This window comes from Mycobacterium sp. (genome assembly GCF_032159565.1).
Lineage (GTDB): Bacteria > Actinomycetota > Actinomycetes > Mycobacteriales > Mycobacteriaceae > Mycobacterium.
Genome location: NZ_JAVHWR010000223.1, coordinates 18,082 through 42,203 on the forward strand (window position 1 = coordinate 18,082; position 24,122 = coordinate 42,203).

Sequence of the window (24,122 nt, forward strand, 5' to 3'; positions counted from 1 at the left end):
TATGGATACGACACCCGCCTACTCCCGATTCGATGAGTTCTACCGGACCACCACCCCGCCGTGGGTGATCGGCGAACCGCAACCCGCGATCGTCGAGTTGGAACGGGCGGGGCTGATCCGGGGCAGGGTCCTCGACATCGGCTGCGGAACCGGCGAGCACACGATCCTGCTCACCCGGCTCGGTTACGACGTGCTCGGCATCGATTTCGCGCAGGAGGCGGTCGAGCAGGCCCGCCGGAATGCCGACGCCAAGGGCGTGGGGGCGCGGTTCGAGGTCGCCGACGCGATGAAGCTGCCCGGCCGGCCTCGCTACGACACCATCGTCGACAGCGCGCTATTCCACATCTTCGACGACACTGACCGCCCGAAATACGTTGCAAGCCTTCACAAAGCGTGCGCGCCGGGCGGCGTCGTGCACGTGCTCGCGCTCTCCGATCAGGGCCGCGGATTCGGGCCCTCCGTCAGCGGGGAGGCCATTCGGGACGCGTTCGCCGACGGGTGGGCGCTGGAGTCGCTCGAGCCGTCGACCTATGGCGGCATCGTCACCGAAATTCACGCCGAGGCGCTCGGCATTCCCATCGGCACCCGTCTCGACGAGCCGGCGTGGCTGGCTAGGGCCCGTCATATCCCGGATGAGCGATCGTGAGGCGATGACGCACCAGGGTGCGTAGGCATGGCAGCACCTCGCCTGCCCTGCCGTCGAGTTCGCCTGCGCGGATGGCCGCCGCCAGCCGGGTTTCGTCGTCGAATCCCAGGTCTTTCAGCGCGTCGGTTGCCTCACCGGCGGTGGTGTCGAGCAGTTCGCGCTCGACGGTGCGAAGCACGTTGGCCGCGACGCGGGCATGGAAGGACACCTGCCCGTCGGTGGCCTGCCGGACGTCGGTGTCCAGGAAATCGGCAACGGCCGCGACGAGTTCGGCGGCAGTCGGCCGCCCGTAGAGCGAACTCATCGTGGGGCACCTCTCTCCAGCAGGTCGAGCACGTCCCATTCGGTTTCGCTGACGCGGCGGCCGATCGCGGCCAGCTCGACCGACGGCGTCTGCCCGGACAGGTGGCGCTCGGCCTGGAAGCGGCAGATGACTCCCCAGCGCAGCGTCGCCACCGTCAGCCACCAGCCGAACGTGTCGCGATCGAGGTCGACGCCTGCGGCCTCTTCGTAGGCGCACAGAAACGTTTCGACGCTGCCGAGGCCACCCGCACCGAGCACCTCCGGCGCGCCGAACCGCCAGGCCCGGATGCAGAACCAGGCCAGATCCTCGTAGACCTCGCCGACGTGGACGAGCTCCCAGTCCAGCACGGCCGCAAGACCGGACTCGTCGACGATCAGATTGCCCATGCGGAAATCCCCGTGCACCAGCCGCGGCGGCGTCCGCGCAGGCCGGTTGGCCGCCAACCAGCGAAACGCCCACTCGAATGTCGCCGTGGTGTCGCCCATCGCGTCGAGCCGGTCACGCCACTCGGCCAGCTGCTCGGTCTGCGCGAGGCCGATCCCGTCCGGATCTGCACGGTGGATGGCGGCCAGCGCGTGCGCGCACTGCCGCAGCAGTCGGTCGCGTCCGGCATCCCCGTCAGCACGGTCGAGGGCGCGATAGATCTTCCTGACGATCGTCTCGCCCGCGATCGCGTTGCAGATCAGATACGGATAGCCCAGCGCCGCAGTCGAGTTGTCCGCGGCGAGAATGCGCGGCACCGGCGCGCCAACGGCTGCCGCACGCTGCTGGACGGCGGCCTCCAGTTCCATGCCCGCATGGACATCGTCGGGCGGTCAGGTGCGCAGGATCAATGCCTGCCGCCCCTCGGCGGTGCCGACCGCGTCGAACGCCCATGTGGTGCGGCTCGCCCCGCCGGTCAAGGTGCTGAGGTTCTCGATGGTCACCTCGCCGATGACCGGTCGAAGAACTTCTGCCAATTCGTCTTCCGCTGGTCCTGCTCCTCGCGTGCGCGTCACTTGCGGCCGAAACCGAAGAGCCGCTGAGCCACCCGTCGAATCTGGATCTCCTCCGCGCCCTCGGTGATGCGGTAGCGGCGGTGATGACGGTAGATGTGCTCGAACGGCTCGTGCCTGCTGTAACCGACGCCGCCGAACACCTGCATCGCACGGTCGGCCGCCTCGCACACCAGCCGGTTGGCGCGGTAGTTGGCCATCGATACCTTGTCGGACACCTCCATGTGGTGGTTCCCGTCCAGGGCTGTGGCCGCGTAGTAGACCAACAGCCGCACCATCTGAGCCTCGGTCTGCAGCTCCACCAGCGGCCACTGCACCGCCTGGTTGACCGCGAGCGGCTTGCCGAAGACCTTGCGCTCGTTGGCATAGCCGACGGCGCGGTCGATGCAGTACTGCGCGGCGCCGAGGCTGCTCGCCGCCTGCCGAATCCTGTTCTCGTGCAGGAACGTCTGACCCACCTCCAGGCCGCGGTCCACCTCGCCGAGCACGGCCTCGCCGGCCACCCGGACATTCTTGAGCTCGACCTCGCCGTGGTCGGTCGGCATGTTGAACGTCCACCAGTAGTACGGCACGGAGAACCCGGGTGCGTCCGTCGGCACCAGGAGTGCGGTGATGCCTCGGGCCTGGCCCTGCTCACCCGAGGTGCGCGCGAAGACAAGGTCGTGGGTGGCCCTGTGCACCCCGGTGTTGAACCTCTTGGCACCGTTGATGATCCAGCCGTCGCCGTCGGCGTCGGCGCGGGTCTCCAGCCAGGTGGCGTCGGAGCCGTGGTTCGGTTCGGTCAGCCCGAACGCCATCGACCGTTCGCCGGTGATCAGGGCATCGGTCCACTCCTGCTTCTGCGCGTCGGTGCCGAACCGGTCCATCATGATGACTTGAGGGAAGTTGCCGACGATCGACGACTCGTCCTGCAGGTCGTTGTGCAGTCCGAGACCCTTGTGCGCGAGATGCTCCCGGATCACCGCCATGTCGATGTTGGTGCCGTCGCGGCCACCGAACTGCGACGGCAACCCGTAGCGCAGCCAGCCCGCCGCGTCGGCGCGCCTGCGCATCTCGCCGAGCAGATCCTCCCATTCCCGCCGCGGGATGCCGCCGTTGTCCCAATCCGTGCGGGCGTTCTCGCGATGCTGGTCGAAGTACTGGATGTTCTCGCGTTCCAGCGGTTTGATCTCCGCCTCGATGAACTCGTCCATCTCGGCCAGCAGGCCGGGAAGGTGCTCGGGGAGAGCGAAATCCACGGTGATTCCCTTTCTAATTGCTCCTCGCGTGCGCGCTCTGTTTTGCTCCTCGCGTCCGCGCTCTGTTTTGCTCCTCGCGTGCGCGCCGTTCTCAGAACCCGTACAGCGTCTTCTTCCAGATCGTCGAGAGCGTCGCGATGGCGTCGGAGTCGGTGATCTCGAGCCCGAGGCCCGAGCGGCCGACGAACACCGTCGTGAAGTTCTCGAACAGCAGCGCGATCGCGGCCGCGGTATGCGCGGGATCGAGTTCGGCGCCGTAACCCTGTTCCTGCGCCCGCCGCACCGATGCGGCGACGATGTCCATGCCGAAGCGCCGGAACTCGTTCTGGACGTCGGCGAATCGCCGCTGCGTCGCGGCCAGCTGGGCGACGGCGATCATGATCCCGATGTTCTGCTTGAACATGTTCCAGTAGCCGGTGACCACAGAGGTGAAGAACTCGCTGTCGTTCGGCGACTCCGCCAGGTGCAGGCGCAACCCCGACGGTGTCACGATGTCCCGCAGGAAGGACTCGGCCAGCGCGGCGAGCAGGTCTTCCTTGTCGGTGTAGTAGCGGTAGAACACCGCAGGCGACTTGCCTGCCGCCGATGTGATGTCGGCCAGCGTGGTGCCGTGAAAGCCCCGCTCGGCGAACAGCTTTCTGGCGGCCTGTTCGATCGCAAGCCGGGTCTGGCGGCCCTTCGGGGTCAGCGTCTCGGCGGGCACAAGCTACTCACCGAGAAGCCGGTCGCCGGCCCGCAGCAGGGCGCCCGGCAGCTCGTGTCCGACGGCCCTCTGGGCAACCCCGGCCGCCGCGATCGCCGCCTGCAGATCGACGTCGACATGAATCCCGCTGTCCCGCAGCAGATAGACCAGGTCCTCGGTGGCGATGTTGCCGCTCGCGCCTGGGGCGAAGGGGCAGCCGCCGAGACCGCCGACGGACGCGTCGAGCCGCGTGATGCCGGCGCAGACGGCGGCGTACGCACTGGCCAGCCCGGCCCCGCGGGTGTTGTGGAAGTGCGCGCCGAGCGGGATGTCGCCGCTGAGCGGACGAACTTGGGCTACCAGGTCGCCGACCCGCTTCGGTGTCGTGGTGCCGATGGTGTCCGCGATCGCCAGCCGGTCGACGCCGTTGTCGCGCGCCACCTTGACGATGTCGAGGACCCGCTGCGGGGGCGTCGGGCCGTCGAACGGGCAGTCCCATGCCGTCGCGACGATGACCTCGACCGACACCCCGCTGTCGTGGGCGATCGCGATGATCCCGGGGACGAGTGCCGTCGACTCGGCGGTGGAGCGTCCGACGTTCGACCGGCTGTGGCCGTCGGCCGCCGACACCACGTATTCGATGGAGTGCAGGCCTGCCGCGATCGCCCGCTTGGCTCCGTTCGGGCTGGCAACGAGTGCGGAGAACTCGATGCCATCGAAGTTCGACAGTTCGGCCGCGAGTTCGGCGGCGTCGGCGAGGGCGGGCACCTTCGACGGGGAGACGAACGCGGTCGCCTCCATCTCGCGCACCCCGGTGGCGGCGACGGCGGCGAGAAGTTCGAGCTTGGCGGACAGCGGGATCGGATCCTCGATCTGCAGCCCGTCGCGCAGCGAGACGTCGCGAATGTCGACATGAGTCGGTAGCTGGATCTGGTCTGCTCCTCGCGTGCGCGGTCTCAAATCACGCCCCTTTCCCTTAATGACTCCAATTCGGCGTCGGTCCTGCCCAGCAGCCCCCGGTAGACCTCGTCGTTGTGCTGACCGGGGTGCGCCGGGCCCGCCGTGCGGATGGTTCCCGGGCTCTCCGAAAGGACCGGCACCACACCGGGTCCCAGGACGTTGCGGCCGATTCGTTCGTCATAGTGCTCGGCGATCATGCCGCGGGCCCGCAGCTGCGGATCCTCCACGACCTCGGCCACCGTGTTGATCGGCCCGCTGATCACCCCGGCTTCCGATAGCGTGGCAACGATGTCGTCGAGGCCGCGTTCGGACGCCCAATCGCCGATGATCTTGTCCAGCTCGTCCTGATTACGCCCGCGCGCAACGTGATTGGCGAACCGGTCGTCGGTGGCCAACTCGGGCTGGCCCATCGCCGCGCACAACCTCCGGAACACGGTGTCCTGGTTGGCGGCGATCACCACCCAGCTGCCGTCGGCGCTGCGATAGATGTTCGACGGTGCGATGCCCTCGAGGCGGGTACCCGACGGCCCGCGCACCACGCCGCCGACGTCGTAGTCGGGAATCGTCGACTCCTGGACTGCCAGACAGGATTCCGTCAGCGCAGTGTCGACGATCTGGCCCTCACCGGTGACGGTACGACGGTACAGCGCGGCCATCGCACCCTGCGCGGCGAACATGCCCGCAAGGCTGTCGCCGAGCGACAGCGCGAGCCGGGGCGGCGGCCCGCCCGGGAAGCCGTTCATGTGCCGCAGCCCGCTGGCGGCCTCCGCGACTGAGGCGTAGCCGGCCTTGTGCGCTTCGGGTCCGGTCTGGCCGTAACCGGAGACACGAACCAGGATGATGCCCTTGTTGCGGGCCGCCAGTGCGTCGTAGCCAAGACCCCATTTCTCGAGCGTGCCCGGCCGGAAGTTCTCGACGATGATGTCGGAGCGCTCGACGAGGTCGAGGAAGATCTCGCGGCCCGCGGGTTCGCGCAGGTTGAGGGTGACGGCCTTCTTGTTGCGGGCGTGCACGGTCCAGAAGAAGTGGTGGCCGTCGAGTTCGGCCTGTCCCCAGGTTCGCAACGGGTCGGGCGCTCCCGGCGGTTCCACCTTGATGACCGCGGCGCCCATATCGCCCAGCAGTCGGCCGGCGAACGGCCCCGAGATCAGCGTGCCGACCTCGATGACCCTGATGCCGTCCAGCGGACCCGTCGTCATAGGGAGAACCCGTGCCGGTGCAGCCAGTCCGTGCAGATGCCGACGGCCTGACGCAGCGTCCCGCGCTGCTCCGGGCCGGAGTAGTAGTGGTTTGCGCCGGTGACCTCGTGCATCTCCTTATCAGGATGCCCGATCGCGTCGAAGAGGCGTCGGGTGTGGCTTGGCGTGCAGGCATCGTCGGCCAGGTTGCCGATCACCAGGGTCGGCACCGCGATGTCGGGACCGCATGCGACGGCGTCGCCGTTGGCGTCGTCGTAGCTCCACTGAGACAGCCAACTGCGCAGGGTGCAGAACCGCGCCAGCCCAACGGGGCTGTTGTTCACCACCTGAGGTTCCCCTAGGTAGGTCATTCTCGGCACCCGTTCGTTCGGATCGACCGTGGGATCCAGCCAGCGCGGGTCGGCCATGGTGCCGTGCACGACGAAGCCGAACTCGTCATCGGGCCGGCCAGCGGCCTTGAGTTCCGCCAGTTTCTCCTTGACCCACTTGCTGATCCGCCGATTGCGGGCGATCTGTGCGGCTCGATAGCGCTCGAGGAACTCCGACGTGTACGGCGGCTGGTTCGGGTTGTCCGGATTGTAGAGATCGAGTTCGGGATCGCGATTGGCCGGGTCCGACTCGTCGAGGATCGACGCGTCCAGCCATTCGGTGAGCGTGCCGTGGCGGCTGACGTGGGCGGCCAGCAGCATGATGCCGTCAGCGGGGGTCAGGCCCAGCTTGGTGAGGTCCGGGCCGTCACCGGACGGGCTCGCGGTGATCGTCGGGTTCTGCGCCTGCTGCTGATAGAACACCGACAGCGAACCGCCACCACTCCAGCCGGCGAGCACGACCTTCGAGTACCCCAGCCGGTTCTTGGCGTCCTTGACGGCCTCGCCGAGGTCCTCGACGACCTTTTCCATCAGCAGCGCCGAGTCGGTGCCGCGGAAGCGGCTGTTGCAGTAGATAACGTGATGACCCGCGCGCGCCAGCGCGTTGATCATCGGCAGGTAGGCCCCGCCGCCGATCGGGTGCATGAACACCAGCACGGTATCTGATGGCTTGGTCTTCGGCCTGAGCAGATAGCTTTCCATCACCACCAGTTCGGCGATGCCCCCGTAGGTGTCGCGCACCGCCGAATTATTCTGGTAGGCAACGAGATAGGGGATTCGGTCGTACTCGTACTTGACGGGTGCTTCGGTCGTCGTCATCAGTGCTGCCCCAAATCGTTGGCCAAAACCTCGTCGGACGGGACGAGCCTGCGACGGGTGTCGATGGCGATCACCGACCAGTCGACCCTGTCGTACTCGTCGAACTTGCGCCGCGCACGCTCGCGGGCCTTCTCCGGCGCGCCATGGTGAACGCCTTGCGGCACATGCGAAATCAGGCCGGGCGGCATCGGGATGCCGTAGAGCGTCCCGCCGTGGAAGAACGCGATCTCGTCGTAGTCGACGTTGCGGTGATACCACGGTGTGCGCTCGGTCCCTGGCACGCCCTCGGCGGGCTTTGGCAGGAAGTTCATCACGTAGACGCCGGTGGCCTGCATGAACAGGTGCACGGTCGGCGGCAGGTGCACGCTGTCGGACGTCACCACGTTGTAGTCGGCGATGTTGAAGGTGAATGGGAAATTGTCTCCACGCCAACCCTCCACGTCGAGCGGATGATGATCGTAAAGAAGAGAAGTCGTCCCGACCCCGTCGATCGGGGAATGGATCAGTCGGACCTCATAGGTGTCGCCGGCGGACGGGGGAGGGGCGTCCATGGGCGCAGGGTCGGGGATGACGGCCTGCGACGGGTCGAACGGGAAGTGCCTACCCAGCGTGCCCGGTGGGGGCACCCGCAGTTCGTCGGTGGTCTGGATCATCAACAGCACCGACTCGTCGTCGGGCACCTGGCGGAACGTGCACGCCTTCGGCATGTACACCCAGTCGCCCTCGCGATAGCGCAACGGGCCGAACTCGGTCTCGAGCACGCCGGTGCCCTTGTGCACGAAGGACAACAGGTCCCCGTCGACGTAGCGGACGAAGAACGGCATGGGTTCGGTGCGTCGCGACAGCGAGATCTGGCAGTCGGCGTTGGAGAACAGCAGCATGGGGCCGCCTGCGCCATCGGTCGCGTCACTGGGCTTGAGCTCACCGGCCAGCACGTCGACGGGTCGCAGCGGGCCCGTGCTGCGGTAGGCGGTGGGGTCGTTGCGGCGGTACATGTTGGCCGTGCGGCCGGTGAACCCGCCGCGGCCGAGTTCGTCGTCTTTCAGGCCGTCCAGGTCGGCGTGCAGGCGCCGCGGGGTGGTGCCTTTCCGCAGGTGAATGAACGATTCCATGGTCCACTCCAGTGCGCGTCGACGTCGGGTGCAACAAAAAAGTAAATCCGACGTTACTTTTCTCGGGCGCGCCGAGTCAACGCTTAGTCGGTCAGATCGACCCGGATCGAGAGCAGATTCGTGCCGAAGGTGCGCACACCGAAGCTGTTGAGCTGCGGCAGCGAACGCAGCCGTTCGTGCGGATCGTCGTCGGGCACCAGGTGCGCGGTGCCGTTGTGCCAGCGGCCGCGCAGCCTGACGCGGACGTTCGGGTCGGCCTTGATGTTCTTCACGTACTGCGAGTTCTCGCCGAACTCGGAGACGAACCAGAACTCGTTACCGACCTTGCTGCCACCGAGTGGTGTCCGGCGCGGCTCACCGGACTTTCGACCCTTCGTCTCGAGCAGCGTTTGAAACGGCAACGCTCGCATCAAGCGGTTCGCGACGTTCTTCTGAAACAGTGTCGTGATCCGGTCGCGCAGGTCATCGGCCATTTTTCCCCCAAATCAGATCATTGCAGTTCGTGACGTTTTCATTCCCAGTATCAGCGCGCCCGCAGGCTCGCGGCTGGTAATCCGCTGCAGCGGGTGATCGAGGAAGTGGGCGCCGGCGCCCGACGCCGCCTGCTGGCGACCCGGGACGCGGGGGCCAGGAACGGGCGCATCGCGAAGGCCTCCTCCTGCCTCCTCGCCGACAGCGCCATCATCCAGTTGTGCAGGATGTAGAAGCCCAGCGTCCATGCGCTCGACGCGCAGCCATGGGCCATCCGGCGGACCGGGTCGAGAATCGCCGCCCAGTGGGGCCTGGATGCCGCCGTAGGGAGCGGGACGAGCAAGTCGGCCAGACCCGATGCGACGAAGTCGTCGACAGTGGCCGCGGGCAGCCTGCGCAGCCCTTCGGCTTCCTGCGCACGTTCGGCGAGGCCGACGACGGAATCGGGGCTGATGTCCGGCACGGTGGCCGGAGCAGCGGTCATGGCCGTGAAGTTACCATACTTTTAGGTATGGAGACTCGCTCAGTGCGTCAGCATGAGGTCGAGGAAGCGCTCCGTGCGGGCCACTCCACGGGTATTCGGCGTTTGGCCGGATAGATGCAGGAACCCGATTCCGGCGGCGAACGTGGCGTTGGCGCGCAGGTCGGCGTCCTCTTGATCGAACCCGTCGTCGACAAAGGCCTGCCGGACGGCGTCGAGGACCCGCTGGTCGGCCGCCTTGACGCTGGCGGCGACGGCATCGTCGGTTCTGGCCCACTCGCGCATGGCCCGCTCCAGCGTCCAGTGGCGGGTGCTCAACAACGACGACATCATTTGCGAGAGCCGTTCCCGGGGCGGGATACGGGCCATGTCGGCGAAATGGCGGCGGTCGTCGTCGCGCAATTCGCCCCACGCGTCGACAAGCGTCGCGCGATAACCGGCGATATCGGTGAAATGCCAGTAGAAGCTGCCTTTTGTGACCTCGAGACGGCTGCACAGGCGATCGATCTTCAGCGCGGTGATGCCGTCTTCGGCGAGGATCGTGAAGCCGGCCTGGACCCAGTCGTCGACAGTTAACCGACTGGTGGTAGCCCCCGTGCGGTCGATGGCCATCAGAAGTCACGATACGGTGGGCCCGGTCCGCAGGCAGCGCGGCCGGCCTGGCTAAATTGTCTCTGGCGTCACGCCGAATTTCGCTTACGAATAGGGCACAGGGTGGCCGCCGGGCTTTCTCCTGCACTGGTCACATGTTTTACTCAACAGCGCACAACTGATATCACTCGGTCCGCTCAATTGGTCCATTCGGACTAGGCAGGGCGGACGCGGCGGCGCAGTGGAGACAATGCTGCAACGCCGGAGCGACGTTCGCTCGCGGGGTGTAGGCGTTACGCGACAACCGACAGATGGATGGACTGCAGTTATGACGTTCGTTGAGAGAATCCGAGGCCGTTGGGCGCGCAGGATCACTGTTGCCGCAATGGCGGCACTGCTGCTGCCAGGGATCATTGGGGTCGTAGGCGGATCAGCTACGGCGGGCGCGTTCTCCCGTCCGGGGCTGCCGGTGGAATACCTGATGGTTCCGTCCCCGTCGATGGGCCGCGACATCAAGATCCAGTTCCAGAAGGGCAGCGGCTCGCATTCGGTGGTGCTTCTCGACGGTCTGCGCGCACGCGACGACTTCAACGGCTGGGACCTCGAGACCCAGGCGTTCGAGTGGTTCTACCCAAGCTCGCTGTCGGTCATCATGCCTGTCGGCGGCCAGTCGAGCTTCTACACCGACTGGTATCAGCCGGCGTGTGGCAAGGCCGGCTGCCAGACCTACAAGTGGGAAACCTTCCTGACCGCCGAACTGCCCCAATGGCTGTCCCGCGAGAAGGGTGTGTCCACGAACGGGAATGCCGCGGTCGGTATTTCGATGTCGGGCAACTCGTCGATGATCCTGGCGGTGTATCACCCGGAGATGTTCGTCTACGCCGGTTCGCTGTCGGCGTTCCTGAACCCGTCGGAGGGTCAGTGGCCGGGGTTGATCAACCTGGCGATGGGCGACGCGGGTGGCTACTCAACCGACCCGATGTGGGGCCCTCAGTCCGATCCGGCATGGCAGCGTAATGACCCGATGATCCAGATTCCGGCGCTGGTGGCCAATAACACCCGCCTGTGGGTGTACTGCGGCAACGGCACACCCAACGAACTGGGTGGCGCCAACCTGCCCGCGACCTTCCTCGAAGGCCTGACGATCCGAACGAACCGGACCTTCCAGGACAACTACGTCGCCGCGGGCGGCAAGAACGCCGTGTTCAACTTCCCGGACTACGGCACACACAGCTGGGAGTACTGGGGCGCGCAGCTGCAGCAGATGAAGCCCGATATGGAGAAGTTCCTCGGGTAGTCAACGCCTGATCGTTGGACTGTCACCGATCCCCGTCGAGGGTTTCCTCGGCGGGGATCGGTTTTGTGCCATGGAGATGCAGGTACCGAGATGGCCCGCGACGCAGGGCACGCCGTTCATGGTCGGTGCTGGTCCGCCCGAAATGACGGTCGGCACACCGTCGCCGTAGGGCCGGTAACCGGAGTTTCCGCCATCGGGATCGGCCGCCGCTGTCGGCGCGGTGGCGAGTGCGGTGGCGCATAGGCCGACCAGAACCAACCGACGCATCAGAACCCTCCGGCCACCTTCACCACGGCCCGGCCGCTGTGGCGGCCCGCCCCGATCTCGTCGAGCACGCCGACCACATCCTTGACGTCGACGTCGTTGGTGATGTCCGAGAGATGTTGTGGCCGTAGCGAACCGCCCAGCTTCTGCCACAGGTCGCGGCGCGGCCCGATCGGCATCTGCACCGAATCCATGCCCAGCAGCGACACTCCGCGCAGGATGAACGGCATCACGGTGGTGCTCAAGCCCGGGCCGCCGGTCAGGCCGCTGGCCGCCACCGCACCGCCGTAGCGCAAGCTGCTGATCACGTCGGCCAGCGTCTTACCGCCGACGCAGTCGACGGCGCCCGCCCATCGTGTCTTGCCCAGCGGTCGCGGCTTGGCGTCCGGGTCCTCGGGCAGCCGGCCGATGACGTCGGCCGCGCCAAGCGCCTTGAGACGCTCGGTTGCCTCCGCCTTGCCCGTCGACGCCACGACTTCGTAACCCGCCGCGGCGAGCAGGTCGATGCTGACCGAGCCCACGCCGCCGGTCGCGCCCGTCACGACGATCGGTCCGTCGTCCGGCTTGATGCCCCAGTCGATCAGCGCTTGCACGCTCATCGCGGCGGTGAACCCGGCCGTGCCGATGGCGGCGCCGTCGCGGGCGCTCAACGAGCCGAGTGGGACCACCCAGTCCGCGGGCACGCGTGCGTACTCGGCGTAGCCGCCGTGGCGGCCGGTGCCGATCTCGTAGCCGTGGGCCAGCACCGCGTCGCCGACGGCGAAATCGGGTGACTGAGACTGAGCCACCTCGCCGGCAAGGTCGATGCCCGGCACGATCGGATAGTCGCGCACCACACCGCCATTGGGTGTCACCGCAAGCGCGTCCTTGAAGTTGACGCTGGAATAGGCCACCCGGATCGTCACCTCGCCGGGCGGCAGGTCGGACTCCGCCAGGGCCTCGACCGCGCAGTCGATGCGATCGTCGTTCTTGCGGGCGACCAGTGCCTGGAAATTGTCCATTCCCCGACACTACGTCGCGGCAATGGGAGCTACTTCAGTTCGGCCGACGACAGGCCAAGCAGCCTGCGCGCCACCACCAGCTGCTGGATCTGCTGCGTGCCCTCGAAGATGTCGAGGATCTTGGCGTCGCGTGACCACTTCTCCATCAGTGTTTCCTCGGAATAGCCTGTGGTACCGGCCATTTCGACAGCCTTCAGCGTGATGTCGGTGGCTACCCGGGCCGCCTTGGCCTTGCCCATCGACGCTTCCTTCGAGTTCGGGATGTCGTTGTCTGCCTGCCATGCGGACCGCACGGTCAGCAGATAACCGGCCTCCCAGTCGGCCTCCATGCGGAGGAACTCCGCGGCCGCGGCGCTCTGGGCGTGTGCAGGCTTGTCGTAGGAGATCTGCACGCCTGCGGCCTCGAGGATCTTGCGCAGTTCCTCGAGCGCGGCACGGGCGATGCCGACTGCCATGGCGGCGACGACAGGCCGGGTGTTGTCGAAGGTCTCCATCACTCCGGCGAAGCCCTTCTCGACCTGAATCTCGGGGCTGCCGAGCAGGTTGTCCTTCGGGATCCGCACGTTGTCGAAGCGGATGACGGCGGTGTCGGAGGCCTTGATGCCGAGCTTGTCCTCGAGCCTCTCCACGGTCACGCCGGGGTACTCGCGAGGCACGATGAACGACTTGATCGCCGCGCGGCCCAACGACTTGTCGAGCGTCGCCCAGACCACGATGTGGGTGGCGCGCGAACCGGCGGTGACGAAGATCTTCTCGCCGTTGATCACGTAATCGTCGCCGTCGACCTTGGCGGTGGTCGACACCGCAGCCGAGTCGGAGCCGAACCCCGGTTCGGTGATGGCCATCGCGGCCCACACGTCCTTGCCGAGCCGCTCCAATTGCTCATCGGTGGCCACGCCGCTGATCGCCGCGTTGCCCAGACCCTGACGCGGCACCGACAGCATCAATGCGACGTCGCCCCAACTGATCTCCATCACATTGAGGACGGCCGACATGTTGCCGCCGTTGTGATTGCTTGCTTTGGCCTCGTCGGCGTCACGGAAAGCCTCTGCACCGGCGAACGCGATCGTGTTCGCCGCCGAGAGGCCTTCGAACAACGTGGCCAGGGTGTCCAGCTCGACCGGGTATTCGTGCTCGCGGAGGTCCCACTTGCGTGAGATGGGCCGCAGCATCTCGGCGGCACCTTGATGCGCCATCTCGATCACCGCATTGAGCTTGCGGGGAAGTTCCAAATTGATTGCCATGAAAGTGTTTTCCGTTCCTAGAGGAGTGACGAGTCTGCTAGATGACGACGACGCCCTCGGCGACGCCGATCGCGCGCAGGTCGCGGTACCAGCGTTCGACGGGATGTTCCTTGGTGTAGCCGTGGCCTCCGAGCAGCTGGACGCCGTCCAGGCCGATCTGCATGCCTTTGTCGGTGCCGAGCCGCTTGGCGAGCGCGGCCTCACGTGTGAAGGAGAGGCCCTGATCGGCACGGGACGCGCCGCGCCAGGTGATCAGCCGCAGGCCGTCGAGTTCGATCGCGATGTTGGCGCACATGAACGCGACCGACTGGCGGTGGGCGATCGGCTCGCCGAACGCCTGACGCTCCTTGACGTAGGGAATCACGTGGTCGAGCACCGCGTGAGCGGTGCCGACGGCCAGCGAGGCCCAGCCGAGTCGCGACAGCGCCACGGCCTCGGAGTAGTCCTGGTCGGTCGCGGCGTCCTCACCGAGACGCGCGGACAGCGGCACCGTGACGTTGTTCAACTCGACCTTGCCGAGCGCGGCGGCGCGGATCCCCATACTCGGGTCGGCCTTGACGGTCACGCCCTTCGTCGACGACTCGACGATGAACAAAGCGGGTTTGCCGTTCAATTGCGCTGCCACGATGAGCAATTCGGCTTCCTTGGCGGCCACCACCAGGGACTTGACGCCGTCCAGGCGGTAGCCGCTCGGCGTGCGAACGGCCGTGGTCTTCAGCGCGGTCGGGTCGAACAGCGGCCGCGGTTCGGTGATCGCCAGGCAGGCCTGCGGCACGTTCTCGCCCGCGAAGTCCTTGAGGTAGGTGGCCTGCTGACCGGCGCTGCCCCAGTGAGTGAGCGCCGATGCGACGCCGGCAGGCGCAAGGATCGGCAGCGCCAAGCCCATGTCACCGTAGGCAAGCGCCTCGGCGACCAACGAGTTCGTCACGGCGGCACGGTGTTCGGCGATGCCGTCGAAGTCCTCGGGGATGTTGATGGCGGTGATGCCCAGCTCGTTGGCCTTCGCCACGAGATCGGCTGGGTAGACGGCATTTTCGTCGGCTTCGCGCGCGGCGGGCCGCAGCACCTCTTCGGCGAACTCGCTGACGGTCTCAACGATCATCTTCTGGTCGTCGTCGGGCGTCAGGTCGAAGTAGTCGGCGCCGCTGGCTTTCAGCCGAGTCGGGCCGCTCTTGGAGCCGGACACCTTCTTGAACTGGCGGCTGGTGGCGCCCGCGACGGAGAAGACCTGCTTGACGCCGTACTTGAGTCCGCGGTTCAGCGGATCGCGCAGGTTGTAGCGGTCCAGGAATTCTTGCCCGACGATCGGCGTGATCAACGCAAGGCCGATGTCGGTCGGGGTTCGCTTGTGCTTGTGCTGTCCGACGGCGCTTTCCCGCCCGTTCTTCTTCGGTGGGCGCGCGGACGTGCGGTCGATTGTGTTGGTCATCTGTGTGCAGCCTCGCTCCTAGGGCCAGTGCCGATCACTCTATCTTACTCCGGAGTAAGATAGAACAGAATGTTCCTTGTCTCACACGTCGCGCAACCGCTCCAGCACCGCTTCGTGCAGCAATCCATTGGTCGAAACCGCGCTGACGCCGTGTGGGCCCGGCTCGCCGTGGAAATTCGTGAACGTGCCGCCCGCCTCCCTCACAAGGACGTCGAGAGGAGCGAGGTCCCACGGCTTGAGGTCAGGTTCGATCGCGATGTCGACGGCACCCTCGGCCACCAGGCAGTGGGACCAGAAATCGCCGTAGGCGCGTACCCGCCAGACCTCGTCGGTGAGGTCGAGGAAACGCGATCGGCGGTCACCCCACCCGGTGAGGTCGGAGAAGGACAGGCTGGCCGAGGCGAGGTCATCGACTCCGGAGACGGAGATGCGCCGCTTCGCATCGCCGAAGGAGGTGAACGCGCCTTCGCCAGCGCCTGCCCACCACCGGCGTCCGAGCGCGGGGGCGCTGACGACGCCGACGACGGGGGTGCCGTCGACGAGCAGGGCGATCAGCGTGCACCACACCGGAACTCCGCGGACGAAGTTCTTCGTTCCGTCGATCGGATCGAGCACCCACTGCCTACCACTGAAAGCGGGTGTGCCACCGAATTCTTCGCCGAAAACCGAATCGTCGGGTCGATGCGCGGCGAGCGACGAGCGCAACAGCTCTTCGGCTGATCTGTCAGCGTCGGTGACCGGGGACAGGTCGGGTTTTGTGTCGACACGCAGATCGAGTGCACCGAACCGGTCCAAGGTCAGTGCGTCTGCGGCATCGGCCATCTCCAACGCGAGGGCGAGATCATTTGCGACCTGGGTCATGGCAGCAGTCCTACCATGGCCCCGTGTGGTGGATGACGAGCTAGCGTCCGTCGAGGAAACCCACCAGCACGGCGGTGACGTCTTCGAGGCTGTGGTAGACGCCGGCGGCGCGGCCTGAAGCGTCGCGATCCACCGGGTACTGAGGGTGCTCCATGCCCAGAACTGTGAGCCCGGCGGCTGCGGCGGCCCGGATGCCGTTGCTCGAGTCCTCCACCGCATAGCTGCCTGCGCTGCGTGCACCCAACCTGGCCACGGCTTCCTGGTAGACGTCGGGGGCGGGCTTTCCCGCGGCCACCTCGGCGCTGGAAACCGTCGCGCGGAAGTACTCGCCGACGGGTGTAGTCATCATTACCCGGTCGATGATCGTGCGGGGCGCCGAGGAGGCCAACGCCACCGGCACTCTCGCCGCGGCGGCCTGCACCAATTCGAGGGCTCCATCGATAAGCGGAACCTGGCCGCGGTCGTACGCCGCCGCGACCACACCGATGACACCTTCAGCTGCGGCTTGTTCGTCCATGCCGGTGCGTTGACTGACGTAGCGGGCCCATTCGGGGACGCTCTTGCCCTGGCACGTCCTGGTGTCCTCGGACAGCCAGAGGTAGCCGTGCTCGGCCGACACCGACTCCCAGCCCTGCTCCCACAAGTGCTCGGACATCACCAGCACCCCATCGAGGTCGAACACCACGCAGCGGTGTGTCACCGTCGAGCCTCATCTCGCATGTTGTGATAGATCGGATAGAGGGCGTCGTAGAGCCGTTTGTACTGGGCATACCGGGCGCAGTATTCGCGCGAACGGCCCGCATCGGGTAGATAGGTATGGGTAACCGCCACCCGGTCGGCGAGAAACGAGTAGTCGGGTTTGGCCCCGCTCCCAACCAGTGCGCATGCGGCGGCTCCGATCGCCCCGGCATCCTGCGGTGCGGCGATGGTTTCCAGCGGACGCTCCAGGACGTCGGCGATGATCTGAGTCCACACCGATCCCATCGATCCGCCGCCCACCGCGCGGATCCTCTTGACCTTCTCTCCGTAGTCGAGCCCGTACTGCAGTGCCCACCGCATCTGAAAGGCCACGCCCTCCATGACGGCGCGCAGGAAGTGTCCTGGTCCGTGGTGCAAGCTCAGGCCGACGAACGAGGCGCGGGCAGCGTCGTCGAATACCGGTACGCGCTCTCCGCTTAGCCAGGGCGCGAACAACAGACCGTCCATATCGTGTGCACTGTCCCGCGCCATCTGTTCCACCTGTGTGTAGTCCACCGAGCCGGGATCGCCGAGCCCCAGCATGCGCACCGCCCAGACGAGCGCCGCACCGCCGGTGGCAATTTCGAGCCAGAGGATCCACTGGTGGGCCTCGGCGTGCGCCAGTGCCCCAAGTTGGTGACACGGATCGACGCGCCGCTCGGACATCATCAAGCCGAAGTACACCGCCGTGCCGAGGCTGACGTGAAGATCGCCCGGATCGACTGCGCCAGAGCCCAATTGGCTCGCAGGCACGTCGCCGACGCCGACGTACACCGGGACGTCGGCGGGCAAGCCAAGTCGATGCGCGATATCGGGCAAGAGCCGACCGGCCACGTCAGTAGCGGCGCGGACGGCGGGAAGCTTGTCGGGATCTATCCCCGCCGCCTCACACGCGTCGCTGTCCCAGTCGCGGGTGTCATGGGCGAAAAGCCGATAGGCCGATGCCCCGGCGTGATCGGTGACCGCCATGCCCGTGAGATGCAGGACGACAGCTTCCTTGCAGTCCAACAGCTTGGCCGTGCGGGCATACAGCTCGGGCTGAGTGTCACGGAGCCAGAGAATCTTCGGCACGATGTCTTTGGCGGATACGACCGCGGTGAAACGCTTGAACTGCACACTGGGCGGCATGATTTCGGCCAGCGCCCGAGCAGCGCCCTCAGCGCGTTGATCGAGCCAGCTGATCATCGGAATCAACGGCTTGCCTGATTCGTCGACCGCCACGAGATTGAACATCTGGGCGGTGACGCTGATCCCATCGATGGAGACGGAAGTATCACCAGCGCCTGTTACTCGTCTCAGCAATTCGTGAGCGGCATCCAGCAACGACCTGATGATCAGGTCGAGATCCTGCTCGACGCCGGCGTCGCCGACCATCTGAATGCCATAGCCGCGGTAGGAGCTGTCCAGCAGCGCGCCGTCGGCGTCGACCACCACGACCTTCACGCCGCTGGTGCCGATGTCGAACGCCAGGAAGTGCGGGCTCATCGAAGTCTCCGCTCACCCGGGTTCAAGAACCTACACCTGGCCGACGGGCAGGAGAAGCTCTTCGAACAGCTTGAGAAACCGGTCGTTCTGCTCGATGGTCCCGACCGTCACCCGCACGTGGGACCCCTTCAGCCCGTGTGCACCCATGGCCCTGATCAGAATGTCCTCCGCAAGGAGTGCGTCGACGACAGCCGAGACGGGCCGACCGCTCGCGGAGATGTCAGCCAGGACGAAGTTGCCGTCGGAGGGATACGATTCGACGCCTTCCATCTTCTGCATCGCCGCGTGCAACCGATCGGCTTCCGAGCTGATGAACTCGCGTCGCCGCTTCAGCTCTTGCGGTTCGGCGAGTGCCTGCAGACAGCCCCAGATGCCCATCAAGCTGATGCTGAATGGAATCCGGACCCGTTGGACGATGTCGATGAGTTCGGGGTCGCCGATCAAGTAGCCGACGCGCAACGCCGCCAGCCCGAACCCCTTCGACATGGTCCGCGCGACGACGAGGTTCGAATGGTCGGCGACAAGGGGTGCGAATGATTCGGCGTAGCCGCACTCAAGGTACGCCTGGTCGACCACCGTGGGGATGCCGGTGTCAAGCAGGCGTACGAGCTGGTCTCTGCGCCAACCCTTTCCGGTCGGGTTGTTGGGGCTGCATAGGAAGATGATCTTCGTGCTGTCGGTGATGGCGCCGAGCATGGTCTCGACGTCCAGATCCCACGAGGACGTCAACGGCACGGCTTTCGGAACGCCGCCGTTGATACGCGTCTGGCTCTCGAAGAACGCATAGGTGGGCGACGCGATTATCGTCTCGTCGCCGGGGCCGACCAGCAACCGCACTAGGACGTCGAGCACTTCCGTAGAACCGTTGCCCAGGACGATCGACTCCGGCGGCACGGAGTTGTACTGCGCCAGGGCCGCCACGAGATCTTTGCCCGAATAGGGGTAGAGATGTCCGATGTCGAAGGCCTCCCGCACCGCCGCCCGGACTCCCTCGGACGGCGGGATCGGGCATTCGTTGGACATCATTCTCGCGAGTTGACGATGCTGCCAAGCGAAGTCGTGATGTTCGGCGTTGTAGGGCGCAGCGCTGCGGAATCCCTGCTTGACGAAGCGGTCTACTGTGTGGCTCACCGGACGGTACCTCCCTGGGGTACGCCAGCCTGCATACGATTGATACGACTACGAAGAATCACCGCGTACCAGATGCCTGCCAGAACGAAGAACACTCCCGCTGTCAGCGCGGTCTGATGGTTCAGCTCGGGAACGGTGAGGCAGAGCACGACTAGAAGGCACCACACGAGCGCGGCGATCCGCACCGGACCGGCTAGGCGGCCGAGGTCGAAACTCGTTTTGGTGGGCAATGTTTCGCGCTTGGAGGCGACGATGACGGCGATGACGGTCAGCCCGTACACCGCGTAGTAGCCGAGCGCCGCCATGCCGACGATGAGCGCCATGGCCTGTGATGAGCCGTACGTGCCGACCAGTCCCAGGATCAAGCTGAACGCGGCCACCACCAGTAGCGCTACGCTCGGCGACTTCGTCTTCGGCGACACCGCCTTCAAGACCGACGAACCCGGCAGCATGTTGTCGCGCGACAGCGAGAACATCAACCGGCTGGCGGCCGCCATGTTGGCCAACCCGCCGGCGTAGAGCGCGATCATCGCGACGGCCTCGAAAATGGCTGCGCCAGTGGTCCCAAGCGCGGTCTCCAGTATGTGTGCCACCGGAACGTCGGCGCCGACGGTATCCGCGAGGTTGTCGATGTTGATGGTCAGCCCGACGATCATGAAGAAGCCGACGACGACGGCGAAGATCAGTGAGCGGATCACGGCCTTCGGGACGTGGCGGGTGGCCAACTTCGTCTCCTCGGCGAGATCGGCGGCGCCCTCGAAGCCCGTCAGAACCCACATCGCCAGCAGGCCCGACAGCAGGAACGCCGTTGTGAAGCCGTTGCCCTCCGCGACGGAGCTTGTGGTTAGGAAGCTGAAGCTCTGAACCGGATTGGTGATGAATCCGACGATCAGCAGGATCGCGGTCAGGATGATGGAGAGGCCGATCTCGACGGTGAAGGCGACGGCGTTGTTGATGCGTGAGGCGATCCGGACGCCGGCCAGGTTGATGGCCAACTGGGACGCCAGCACGATGAGCACGACGATGAGCGTCGACGTCGGGGTTATCTCGATTCCCAACCTGTTCGACAGTATTGGCGCCAAACCGAAGTTGAGCCCGGTGAAGCCGGGGATGAAGGCCATCAATCCGGCCCATCCGACGAACCATCCGTAGTGTGAGTTGATCAGTCGGCTGGTCCATTGATAGGCGTAGCCGCTGATCGGCATGCGGCCCGCCAACTCGGCCAGTACCAACGCGACAAGGAGTTGGCCGATAGAGACGATGAGCCATGTCCACACGAAGACAGGTCCAATCATCCCCAGCGAGTAGGCGAAGGTGGTGAAAACGCCTGCGGTGACACACATACAGGAGATGGAGATCGAGAACGAGCTCCACGCCCCCATCGACCGTTCGAGCTGTGGTTCGTAGCCGAAGGCCCGTAACTCGTCTTCGTCGGAGGCAGACGTCGCCGCCTCCGCTGTCCTGGACAACTGGTCATCGGCCATGCCGGACTCACTTTCTTCAGCGGTATTAGCGGTGCTTAATCGGTTGGGTTGCCTTTACGTGCGTCAGCCTTTGTCCTGCGGATTGCGCCTACCGGCGACATCGGTTCGGTCGCGGCGGAGGCGCTGCACTGTGAGGCTGAAGACGCCGGGGACGTAGTGCTCTTGCGACATCAGGACTGGAACACCGCCCGCGGACCGTTCTGTCTGCTCGAGGCGCAGCAGGGGGCTGTTGCGCGGGCAGTCCAGCATCTTGGCCAAGCGAACGCTGGCGACAACCGGTGAGATCTCCGCGACGCCGCCGACAAGATGGACGCCGCATCGGCTTTCCAGATACTGATAGATCGATCCGCCGTCATAGGAAGGGGACCCCGCTGCCTCGAGGATGCTGAGTGGGATCACGTCGAAGCCGTGGGTTGCGGGCACTCCGTCGACGCGGATGAGGCGCTCGACTCTGAAGGCTTCGGCATCTTCGGGCAGCTCGAGCGCGGCGGTGATCCATGCCCTGATCGGCCCGACCTTCGCCTCCATGACTTCGACATTGAGGTTGGCCTTCGCGGCCGTGACCGCTTCTGTGACTCCGATGTCGAGGTCGAGGACGCTGTGGACACGTGTCCGCTTGGGCGTCACGAAGGTGCCGACACCATGCACGCGACGGATCAATCCGTCGCGCTCGAGCCCACTGAGAATCTCGCGCAGTGTCGGTCTGCTGATGCCGTAGCGCTTCGCGAAGTCCGGTTCGGACGGCAGCTTCTCGTTCGGCGCGTATGTGCCATTGGTTATTTCGGTCGCGAGTTGCTGGCGCACCTCTTCTGAGAGCAACTGCCGCTGCTCGCGTCGTATGTCCGGCCCCTGACCCACAGTTGTAAGATGTCAGACAACCAAGGGGCTGTCAATGGATGAGACTCGAATCGGAATGTCGCCGTCCAGGCTGCTCGCATGGTCGCCGAGGGCAAGGCCGACCGCGCGCTGCTGGTGTGTGGCACCGGTCTCGGCGTTGCGATCAGCGCCAACAAGGTGCCCGGAATCCGCGCCGTCACCGCTCACGACAGCTTCTCCGTGGAGCGCTCGGTGCTCTCCAACAACGCGCAGGTGCTGTGCTTCGGGCAGCAGGTGGTGGGGCTGGAACTGGCCCGCAGGCTGGCAGAGAATGGCTGGGCTACGAATTCGACGTACACAGCGCATCGGCCGAGAAGCGCGATAATTGACCAGTACGAGCACTTACACACAAGAGCGAGGTCATCCGCGACCGAGGTCATGGCAGTCCTACCATGGCCGTGTGTGGGAATTCGGCATGCTGGTGCTGCTCATCGGCGCGATTGCTCTAATCGCGGCCCCGTGGATCATGCGTCGTCGCGGTATGCGGGGCCGGCCCGGTGGGATGGCGCAGGGCAACCTTGTGGTCACCGGTGTCAGCCCACGACCCGACGAGACCGGTCGGCAGTTCGTTACGATCACCGGGGTCATCAACGGCCCGACCGTCAACGAGCACGTCGTCTACCAGCGTCTCGAGGTCGATGTGAACGACTGGCCGACGATGGGGCAGCTGTTCCCCGTCGTCTACGCCCCGAACAACCCGGACAAATGGGCGTTCGCACCTTCGGCAGAGCCACCCCCCGGCTCGGGGCCGTCGATGAATCCGCCGCCCTACAGCTGATAGGCCATGAGTAGTCACTGGGCGGATCCTCAGAGGAGGTCCGGTTCGGAGGGAGGCTACTCATGTCGGTGTTGGAGGTTGCGCTTGATCCGGCGACGGTGATCGTCGCGGTGGATCCAGGCAAGGCATTTAATCGCGTGTGGATCAGCAACGGCGCAGGAATGCTCACCGATCCGATGTCTTTGTCGGTCTCGCAAGAAGGCATCTTCCAGCTGGAGCTGGCGCTGAACAAGCACGGTCCCGATGCCCCCGTGATCGCAATCGAGGCGACGGGCAGTCTGCACCGACCGTGGGTCACCGAATTGGAACGGCGCCATCCCGGTTCGGTACGACTGTTCGCTCCTTCGGAGACGAAATCGGCTCGTACGCAGCTGGGTTCGGGCAGGTTCAAGACCGACGATCGCGACTGCGCGGCGTTGACGTACATGGCACGCCAAGGTGGCGGTCGACGATACGGCCAGCAGGCCTCGGTGGAGGCGCTGCGTGCCGCGGTCCGGCATCGTCGTGGGTTGGTGGCCGACCGCAAGGTCGCTCAGCAGCGGTTGCACGACCAGCTCAATGCGTTGTGTCCCGGATTGTCAGCGCCCTCGGCTCATGGGCGGTCCCTGGCGTTGGAAACGCCTACGGGTCTGGCGGTGCTGGCATGCGCTGCGACGTTTTCGGGACGGGCTCCGCAACTGCGATCGCTGCTGTGCCGGGCGCCGGGGCGATTGACGACCAGTACCGCCCAATACTGGCTGCAGCGGTGGCGCGGGTGTCTGCCGCCGCCGGCCGATGCCGATCAACGCGCTCACCGGTTGGCCCGCGACCTGGACCGCTATCGCCGCCTCCGCGACGATATCGATGCCATCGACCTTGAAGTCGTGGCCTTGCTCGCCGAGACCAACGGCCAAATCCTGACCACCCTTCCCGGTGTTGCCTCGACCCGCGCGGCGGCTTTCGCCGCGTACAGCCTTCCGATCGAGAGATTTGCCGACGCTGAACATCTTTACTCGGCAACGGGTCTGGCCCCAGCGCTCTATCAGTCGGCCACGTTGCACCGACGCGGCCGAATCTCGCGCCAGGGACTGGCCGAGCACCGCGATGCACTGATGGGAATCGCCTGGGGACTGTCCCAATGCTCGCCGTCATTCGCCGAACGCGACGCCGAACTGCGGTCCCGTGGCATGGCCCCGATCCAGGCCCGCGTCGCGCTCGCACGTCACGCATGCCGGCTGGCATACCGACTACTCAGAACCCAACAACCCTTCGATGAACAGCGCTATCGTCAAGGAAGGCTCAGCGGCGAACGGTGACGGCCATGTCAGCTATGCCGCTCGACGGCGCAACCTAGCTTGCCGCCCGCTCGCCCTGGGCCGCCATCACGGCGCACACGAAAGCCTGCCGCTCACGGCGACTAATCAGCCTGCCGGAACACGAACGGCCCACCGACCACCACGACGCACTCTTCATCGCGTGAAAAGCCGAGCACCCCGCCCGGCCGATCAACCACGTCCAACGTCAACCTTGACTGCCAGCGCGAAAGCTAGCGGACGACCGGTGCACCGGGCACAATCGCGCCCGTGCTGGCGTCGGTCATTGCGGTAGCGCTCGTCCTGGTCGCGTGGTCGCTGCTGGCCCGCCGGCTCGAGCGCTGGCGTGTCACCGCGCCGATGTTCCTGGTGCTCG

Annotated in this window: 23 protein-coding genes and 2 pseudogenes; 5 read left to right on the forward strand and 20 right to left on the reverse strand. The window is 65.9% G+C overall.

Annotated elements, in window-relative coordinates; translation table 11 throughout:
* The first annotated feature begins 1 nt into the window (after window position 1).
* Window positions 2-646 (forward strand): class I SAM-dependent methyltransferase, encoded by a 645-nt coding sequence (locus tag QOC76_RS30410; protein ID WP_526363596.1) that lies wholly within the window; start codon window positions 2-4, stop codon window positions 644-646.
* Here the strand turns inward: QOC76_RS30410 and QOC76_RS30415 are convergent.
* From QOC76_RS30415 to QOC76_RS30465, 11 genes and pseudogenes are all read right to left on the reverse strand, one after another.
* On the reverse strand, window positions 612-950 hold the full coding sequence (locus tag QOC76_RS30415) for a DUF6285 domain-containing protein (RefSeq protein WP_526363598.1): 339 nt from the start codon (window positions 948-950) through the stop codon (window positions 612-614). The genes QOC76_RS30410 and QOC76_RS30415 overlap by 35 nt on opposite strands.
* Window positions 947-1,948 (reverse strand): annotated as a pseudogene (locus tag QOC76_RS30420) (phosphotransferase family protein). Before QOC76_RS30420 ends, QOC76_RS30415 begins: the two are co-directional and overlap by 4 nt.
* Window positions 1,945-3,183: an acyl-CoA dehydrogenase family protein gene (locus QOC76_RS30425; RefSeq protein WP_526363600.1), complete on the reverse strand. Its 1,239-nt coding sequence runs from the start codon at window positions 3,181-3,183 to the stop codon at window positions 1,945-1,947. Before QOC76_RS30425 ends, QOC76_RS30420 begins: the two are co-directional and overlap by 4 nt.
* Window positions 3,184-3,274: 91 nt before the next feature.
* Window positions 3,275-3,886 carry a TetR/AcrR family transcriptional regulator gene (locus QOC76_RS30430; RefSeq protein WP_526363602.1) on the reverse strand — a complete coding sequence of 204 codons (612 nt, stop codon included), beginning with the start codon at window positions 3,884-3,886 and terminating at the stop codon, window positions 3,275-3,277.
* Window positions 3,887-3,889: 3 nt separating this feature from the next.
* Window positions 3,890-4,795, reverse strand: coding sequence for a hydroxymethylglutaryl-CoA lyase (locus QOC76_RS30435; protein ID WP_526363644.1), 906 nt, complete (start codon window positions 4,793-4,795; stop codon window positions 3,890-3,892).
* A gap of 26 nt (window positions 4,796-4,821) precedes the next feature.
* A complete protein-coding gene (locus QOC76_RS30440; RefSeq protein ID WP_526363604.1) occupies window positions 4,822-6,024 on the reverse strand; it encodes a CaiB/BaiF CoA transferase family protein in 1,203 nt (400 codons plus the stop codon).
* Window positions 6,021-7,211: an alpha/beta hydrolase family protein gene (locus QOC76_RS30445; RefSeq protein ID WP_526363606.1), complete on the reverse strand. Its 1,191-nt coding sequence runs from the start codon at window positions 7,209-7,211 to the stop codon at window positions 6,021-6,023. Before QOC76_RS30445 ends, QOC76_RS30440 begins: the two co-directional genes overlap by 4 nt.
* Window positions 7,211-8,323: a homogentisate 1,2-dioxygenase gene (locus tag QOC76_RS30450; RefSeq protein ID WP_526363608.1), complete on the reverse strand. Its 1,113-nt coding sequence runs from the start codon at window positions 8,321-8,323 to the stop codon at window positions 7,211-7,213. The genes QOC76_RS30445 and QOC76_RS30450 overlap by 1 nt, the downstream gene beginning before the upstream one ends.
* 83 nt (window positions 8,324-8,406) lie before the next feature.
* Window positions 8,407-8,796 carry a nitroreductase/quinone reductase family protein gene (locus QOC76_RS30455; RefSeq protein WP_526363610.1) on the reverse strand — a complete coding sequence of 130 codons (390 nt, stop codon included), beginning with the start codon at window positions 8,794-8,796 and terminating at the stop codon, window positions 8,407-8,409.
* Window positions 8,797-8,846: 50 nt separating this feature from the next.
* Window positions 8,847-9,278, reverse strand: a complete 432-nt coding sequence (locus QOC76_RS30460; protein WP_526363612.1) for a hypothetical protein — start codon at window positions 9,276-9,278, stop codon at window positions 8,847-8,849.
* 39 nt (window positions 9,279-9,317) lie between these two features.
* Window positions 9,318-9,887 carry a TetR/AcrR family transcriptional regulator gene (locus tag QOC76_RS30465; RefSeq protein WP_526363614.1) on the reverse strand — a complete coding sequence of 190 codons (570 nt, stop codon included), beginning with the start codon at window positions 9,885-9,887 and terminating at the stop codon, window positions 9,318-9,320.
* Window positions 9,888-10,194: 307 nt separating this feature from the next.
* Here QOC76_RS30465 and QOC76_RS30470 point away from each other — a divergent pair, with 307 nt between their 5' ends.
* Entirely contained in the window at window positions 10,195-11,163 is a 969-nt protein-coding gene (locus QOC76_RS30470; protein ID WP_526363616.1) for an alpha/beta hydrolase, read from the forward strand.
* Window positions 11,164-11,429: 266 nt separating this feature from the next.
* Here the strand turns inward: QOC76_RS30470 and QOC76_RS30475 are convergent, their stop codons facing one another.
* The 9 genes from QOC76_RS30475 to QOC76_RS30515 all read right to left on the reverse strand — a co-directional run bounded on the left by QOC76_RS30475 (window position 11,430) and on the right by QOC76_RS30515 (window position 21,658).
* Window positions 11,430-12,428 carry an oxidoreductase gene (locus QOC76_RS30475; RefSeq protein WP_526363618.1) on the reverse strand — a complete coding sequence of 333 codons (999 nt, stop codon included), beginning with the start codon at window positions 12,426-12,428 and terminating at the stop codon, window positions 11,430-11,432.
* A 29-nt stretch (window positions 12,429-12,457) separates the two neighbouring features.
* Window positions 12,458-13,672 (reverse strand): acyl-CoA dehydrogenase family protein, encoded by a 1,215-nt coding sequence (locus QOC76_RS30480; protein ID WP_526363620.1) that lies wholly within the window; start codon window positions 13,670-13,672, stop codon window positions 12,458-12,460.
* A gap of 37 nt (window positions 13,673-13,709) precedes the next feature.
* Window positions 13,710-15,101, reverse strand: coding sequence for an acyl-CoA dehydrogenase family protein (locus QOC76_RS30485; protein ID WP_526363622.1), 1,392 nt, complete (start codon window positions 15,099-15,101; stop codon window positions 13,710-13,712).
* Between the two features lie 81 nt (window positions 15,102-15,182).
* Window positions 15,183-15,962 carry a histidinol-phosphatase gene (gene hisN, locus QOC76_RS30490; protein ID WP_526363624.1) on the reverse strand — a complete coding sequence of 260 codons (780 nt, stop codon included), beginning with the start codon at window positions 15,960-15,962 and terminating at the stop codon, window positions 15,183-15,185.
* Between the two features lie 40 nt (window positions 15,963-16,002).
* Window positions 16,003-16,662, reverse strand: a complete 660-nt coding sequence (locus tag QOC76_RS30495; protein ID WP_526363626.1) for an HAD family hydrolase — start codon at window positions 16,660-16,662, stop codon at window positions 16,003-16,005.
* Window positions 16,659-18,185 carry a xylulokinase gene (locus QOC76_RS30500; RefSeq protein ID WP_526363628.1) on the reverse strand — a complete coding sequence of 509 codons (1,527 nt, stop codon included), beginning with the start codon at window positions 18,183-18,185 and terminating at the stop codon, window positions 16,659-16,661. The genes QOC76_RS30495 and QOC76_RS30500 overlap by 4 nt, the downstream gene beginning before the upstream one ends.
* A 30-nt stretch (window positions 18,186-18,215) precedes the next feature.
* Window positions 18,216-19,316 (reverse strand): histidinol-phosphate transaminase, encoded by a 1,101-nt coding sequence (gene hisC / locus QOC76_RS30505; RefSeq protein WP_526363630.1) that lies wholly within the window; start codon window positions 19,314-19,316, stop codon window positions 18,216-18,218.
* On the reverse strand, window positions 19,313-20,800 hold the full coding sequence (locus QOC76_RS30510) for an amino acid permease (RefSeq protein WP_526363632.1): 1,488 nt from the start codon (window positions 20,798-20,800) through the stop codon (window positions 19,313-19,315). The genes hisC and QOC76_RS30510 overlap by 4 nt, the downstream gene beginning before the upstream one ends.
* 63 nt (window positions 20,801-20,863) lie before the next feature.
* The gene (locus QOC76_RS30515; RefSeq protein WP_526363634.1) at window positions 20,864-21,658 is read right to left on the reverse strand and encodes a GntR family transcriptional regulator; all 795 of its coding nucleotides are present in this window, start codon (window positions 21,656-21,658) and stop codon (window positions 20,864-20,866) included.
* Between the two features lie 54 nt (window positions 21,659-21,712).
* Here QOC76_RS30515 and QOC76_RS30520 point away from each other — a divergent pair.
* The 3 genes and pseudogenes from QOC76_RS30520 to QOC76_RS30530 all read left to right on the forward strand — a co-directional run.
* Window positions 21,713-22,005 (forward strand): annotated as a pseudogene (locus QOC76_RS30520) (RpiB/LacA/LacB family sugar-phosphate isomerase); the annotation flags it as partial.
* 71 nt (window positions 22,006-22,076) lie between these two features.
* Window positions 22,077-22,454: a hypothetical protein gene (locus QOC76_RS30525; protein WP_526363636.1), complete on the forward strand. Its 378-nt coding sequence runs from the start codon at window positions 22,077-22,079 to the stop codon at window positions 22,452-22,454.
* 62 nt (window positions 22,455-22,516) lie between these two features.
* Entirely contained in the window at window positions 22,517-23,749 is a 1,233-nt protein-coding gene (locus QOC76_RS30530) for an IS110 family RNA-guided transposase (RefSeq protein WP_526363638.1), read from the forward strand.
* Window positions 23,750-24,122 lie beyond the last annotated feature (373 nt).

Excerpts from the sequence above, each read along its gene's own strand:
- QOC76_RS30410 (WP_526363596.1), top strand. The coding sequence starts at position 2 with ATGGATACGACACCCGCCTACTCCCGATTCGATGAGTTCTACCGGACC.
- QOC76_RS30415 (WP_526363598.1), bottom strand. The coding sequence starts at position 950 with ATGAGTTCGCTCTACGGGCGGCCGACTGCCGCCGAACTCGTCGCGGCC.
- QOC76_RS30440 (WP_526363604.1), bottom strand. The coding sequence starts at position 6,024 with ATGACGACGGGTCCGCTGGACGGCATCAGGGTCATCGAGGTCGGCACG.
- QOC76_RS30445 (WP_526363606.1), bottom strand. The coding sequence starts at position 7,211 with ATGACGACGACCGAAGCACCCGTCAAGTACGAGTACGACCGAATCCCC.
- QOC76_RS30450 (WP_526363608.1), bottom strand. The coding sequence starts at position 8,323 with ATGGAATCGTTCATTCACCTGCGGAAAGGCACCACCCCGCGGCGCCTG.
- QOC76_RS30455 (WP_526363610.1), bottom strand. The coding sequence starts at position 8,796 with ATGGCCGATGACCTGCGCGACCGGATCACGACACTGTTTCAGAAGAAC.
- QOC76_RS30460 (WP_526363612.1), bottom strand. The coding sequence starts at position 9,278 with ATGACCGCTGCTCCGGCCACCGTGCCGGACATCAGCCCCGATTCCGTC.
- QOC76_RS30465 (WP_526363614.1), bottom strand. The coding sequence starts at position 9,887 with ATGGCCATCGACCGCACGGGGGCTACCACCAGTCGGTTAACTGTCGAC.
- QOC76_RS30470 (WP_526363616.1), top strand. The coding sequence starts at position 10,195 with ATGACGTTCGTTGAGAGAATCCGAGGCCGTTGGGCGCGCAGGATCACT.
- QOC76_RS30475 (WP_526363618.1), bottom strand. The coding sequence starts at position 12,428 with ATGGACAATTTCCAGGCACTGGTCGCCCGCAAGAACGACGATCGCATC.
- QOC76_RS30480 (WP_526363620.1), bottom strand. The coding sequence starts at position 13,672 with ATGGCAATCAATTTGGAACTTCCCCGCAAGCTCAATGCGGTGATCGAG.
- QOC76_RS30485 (WP_526363622.1), bottom strand. The coding sequence starts at position 15,101 with ATGACCAACACAATCGACCGCACGTCCGCGCGCCCACCGAAGAAGAAC.
- hisN (WP_526363624.1), bottom strand. The coding sequence starts at position 15,962 with ATGACCCAGGTCGCAAATGATCTCGCCCTCGCGTTGGAGATGGCCGAT.
- QOC76_RS30500 (WP_526363628.1), bottom strand. The coding sequence starts at position 18,185 with ATGAGCCCGCACTTCCTGGCGTTCGACATCGGCACCAGCGGCGTGAAG.
- QOC76_RS30510 (WP_526363632.1), bottom strand. The coding sequence starts at position 20,800 with ATGGCCGATGACCAGTTGTCCAGGACAGCGGAGGCGGCGACGTCTGCC.
- QOC76_RS30530 (WP_526363638.1), top strand. The coding sequence starts at position 22,517 with ATGTCGGTGTTGGAGGTTGCGCTTGATCCGGCGACGGTGATCGTCGCG.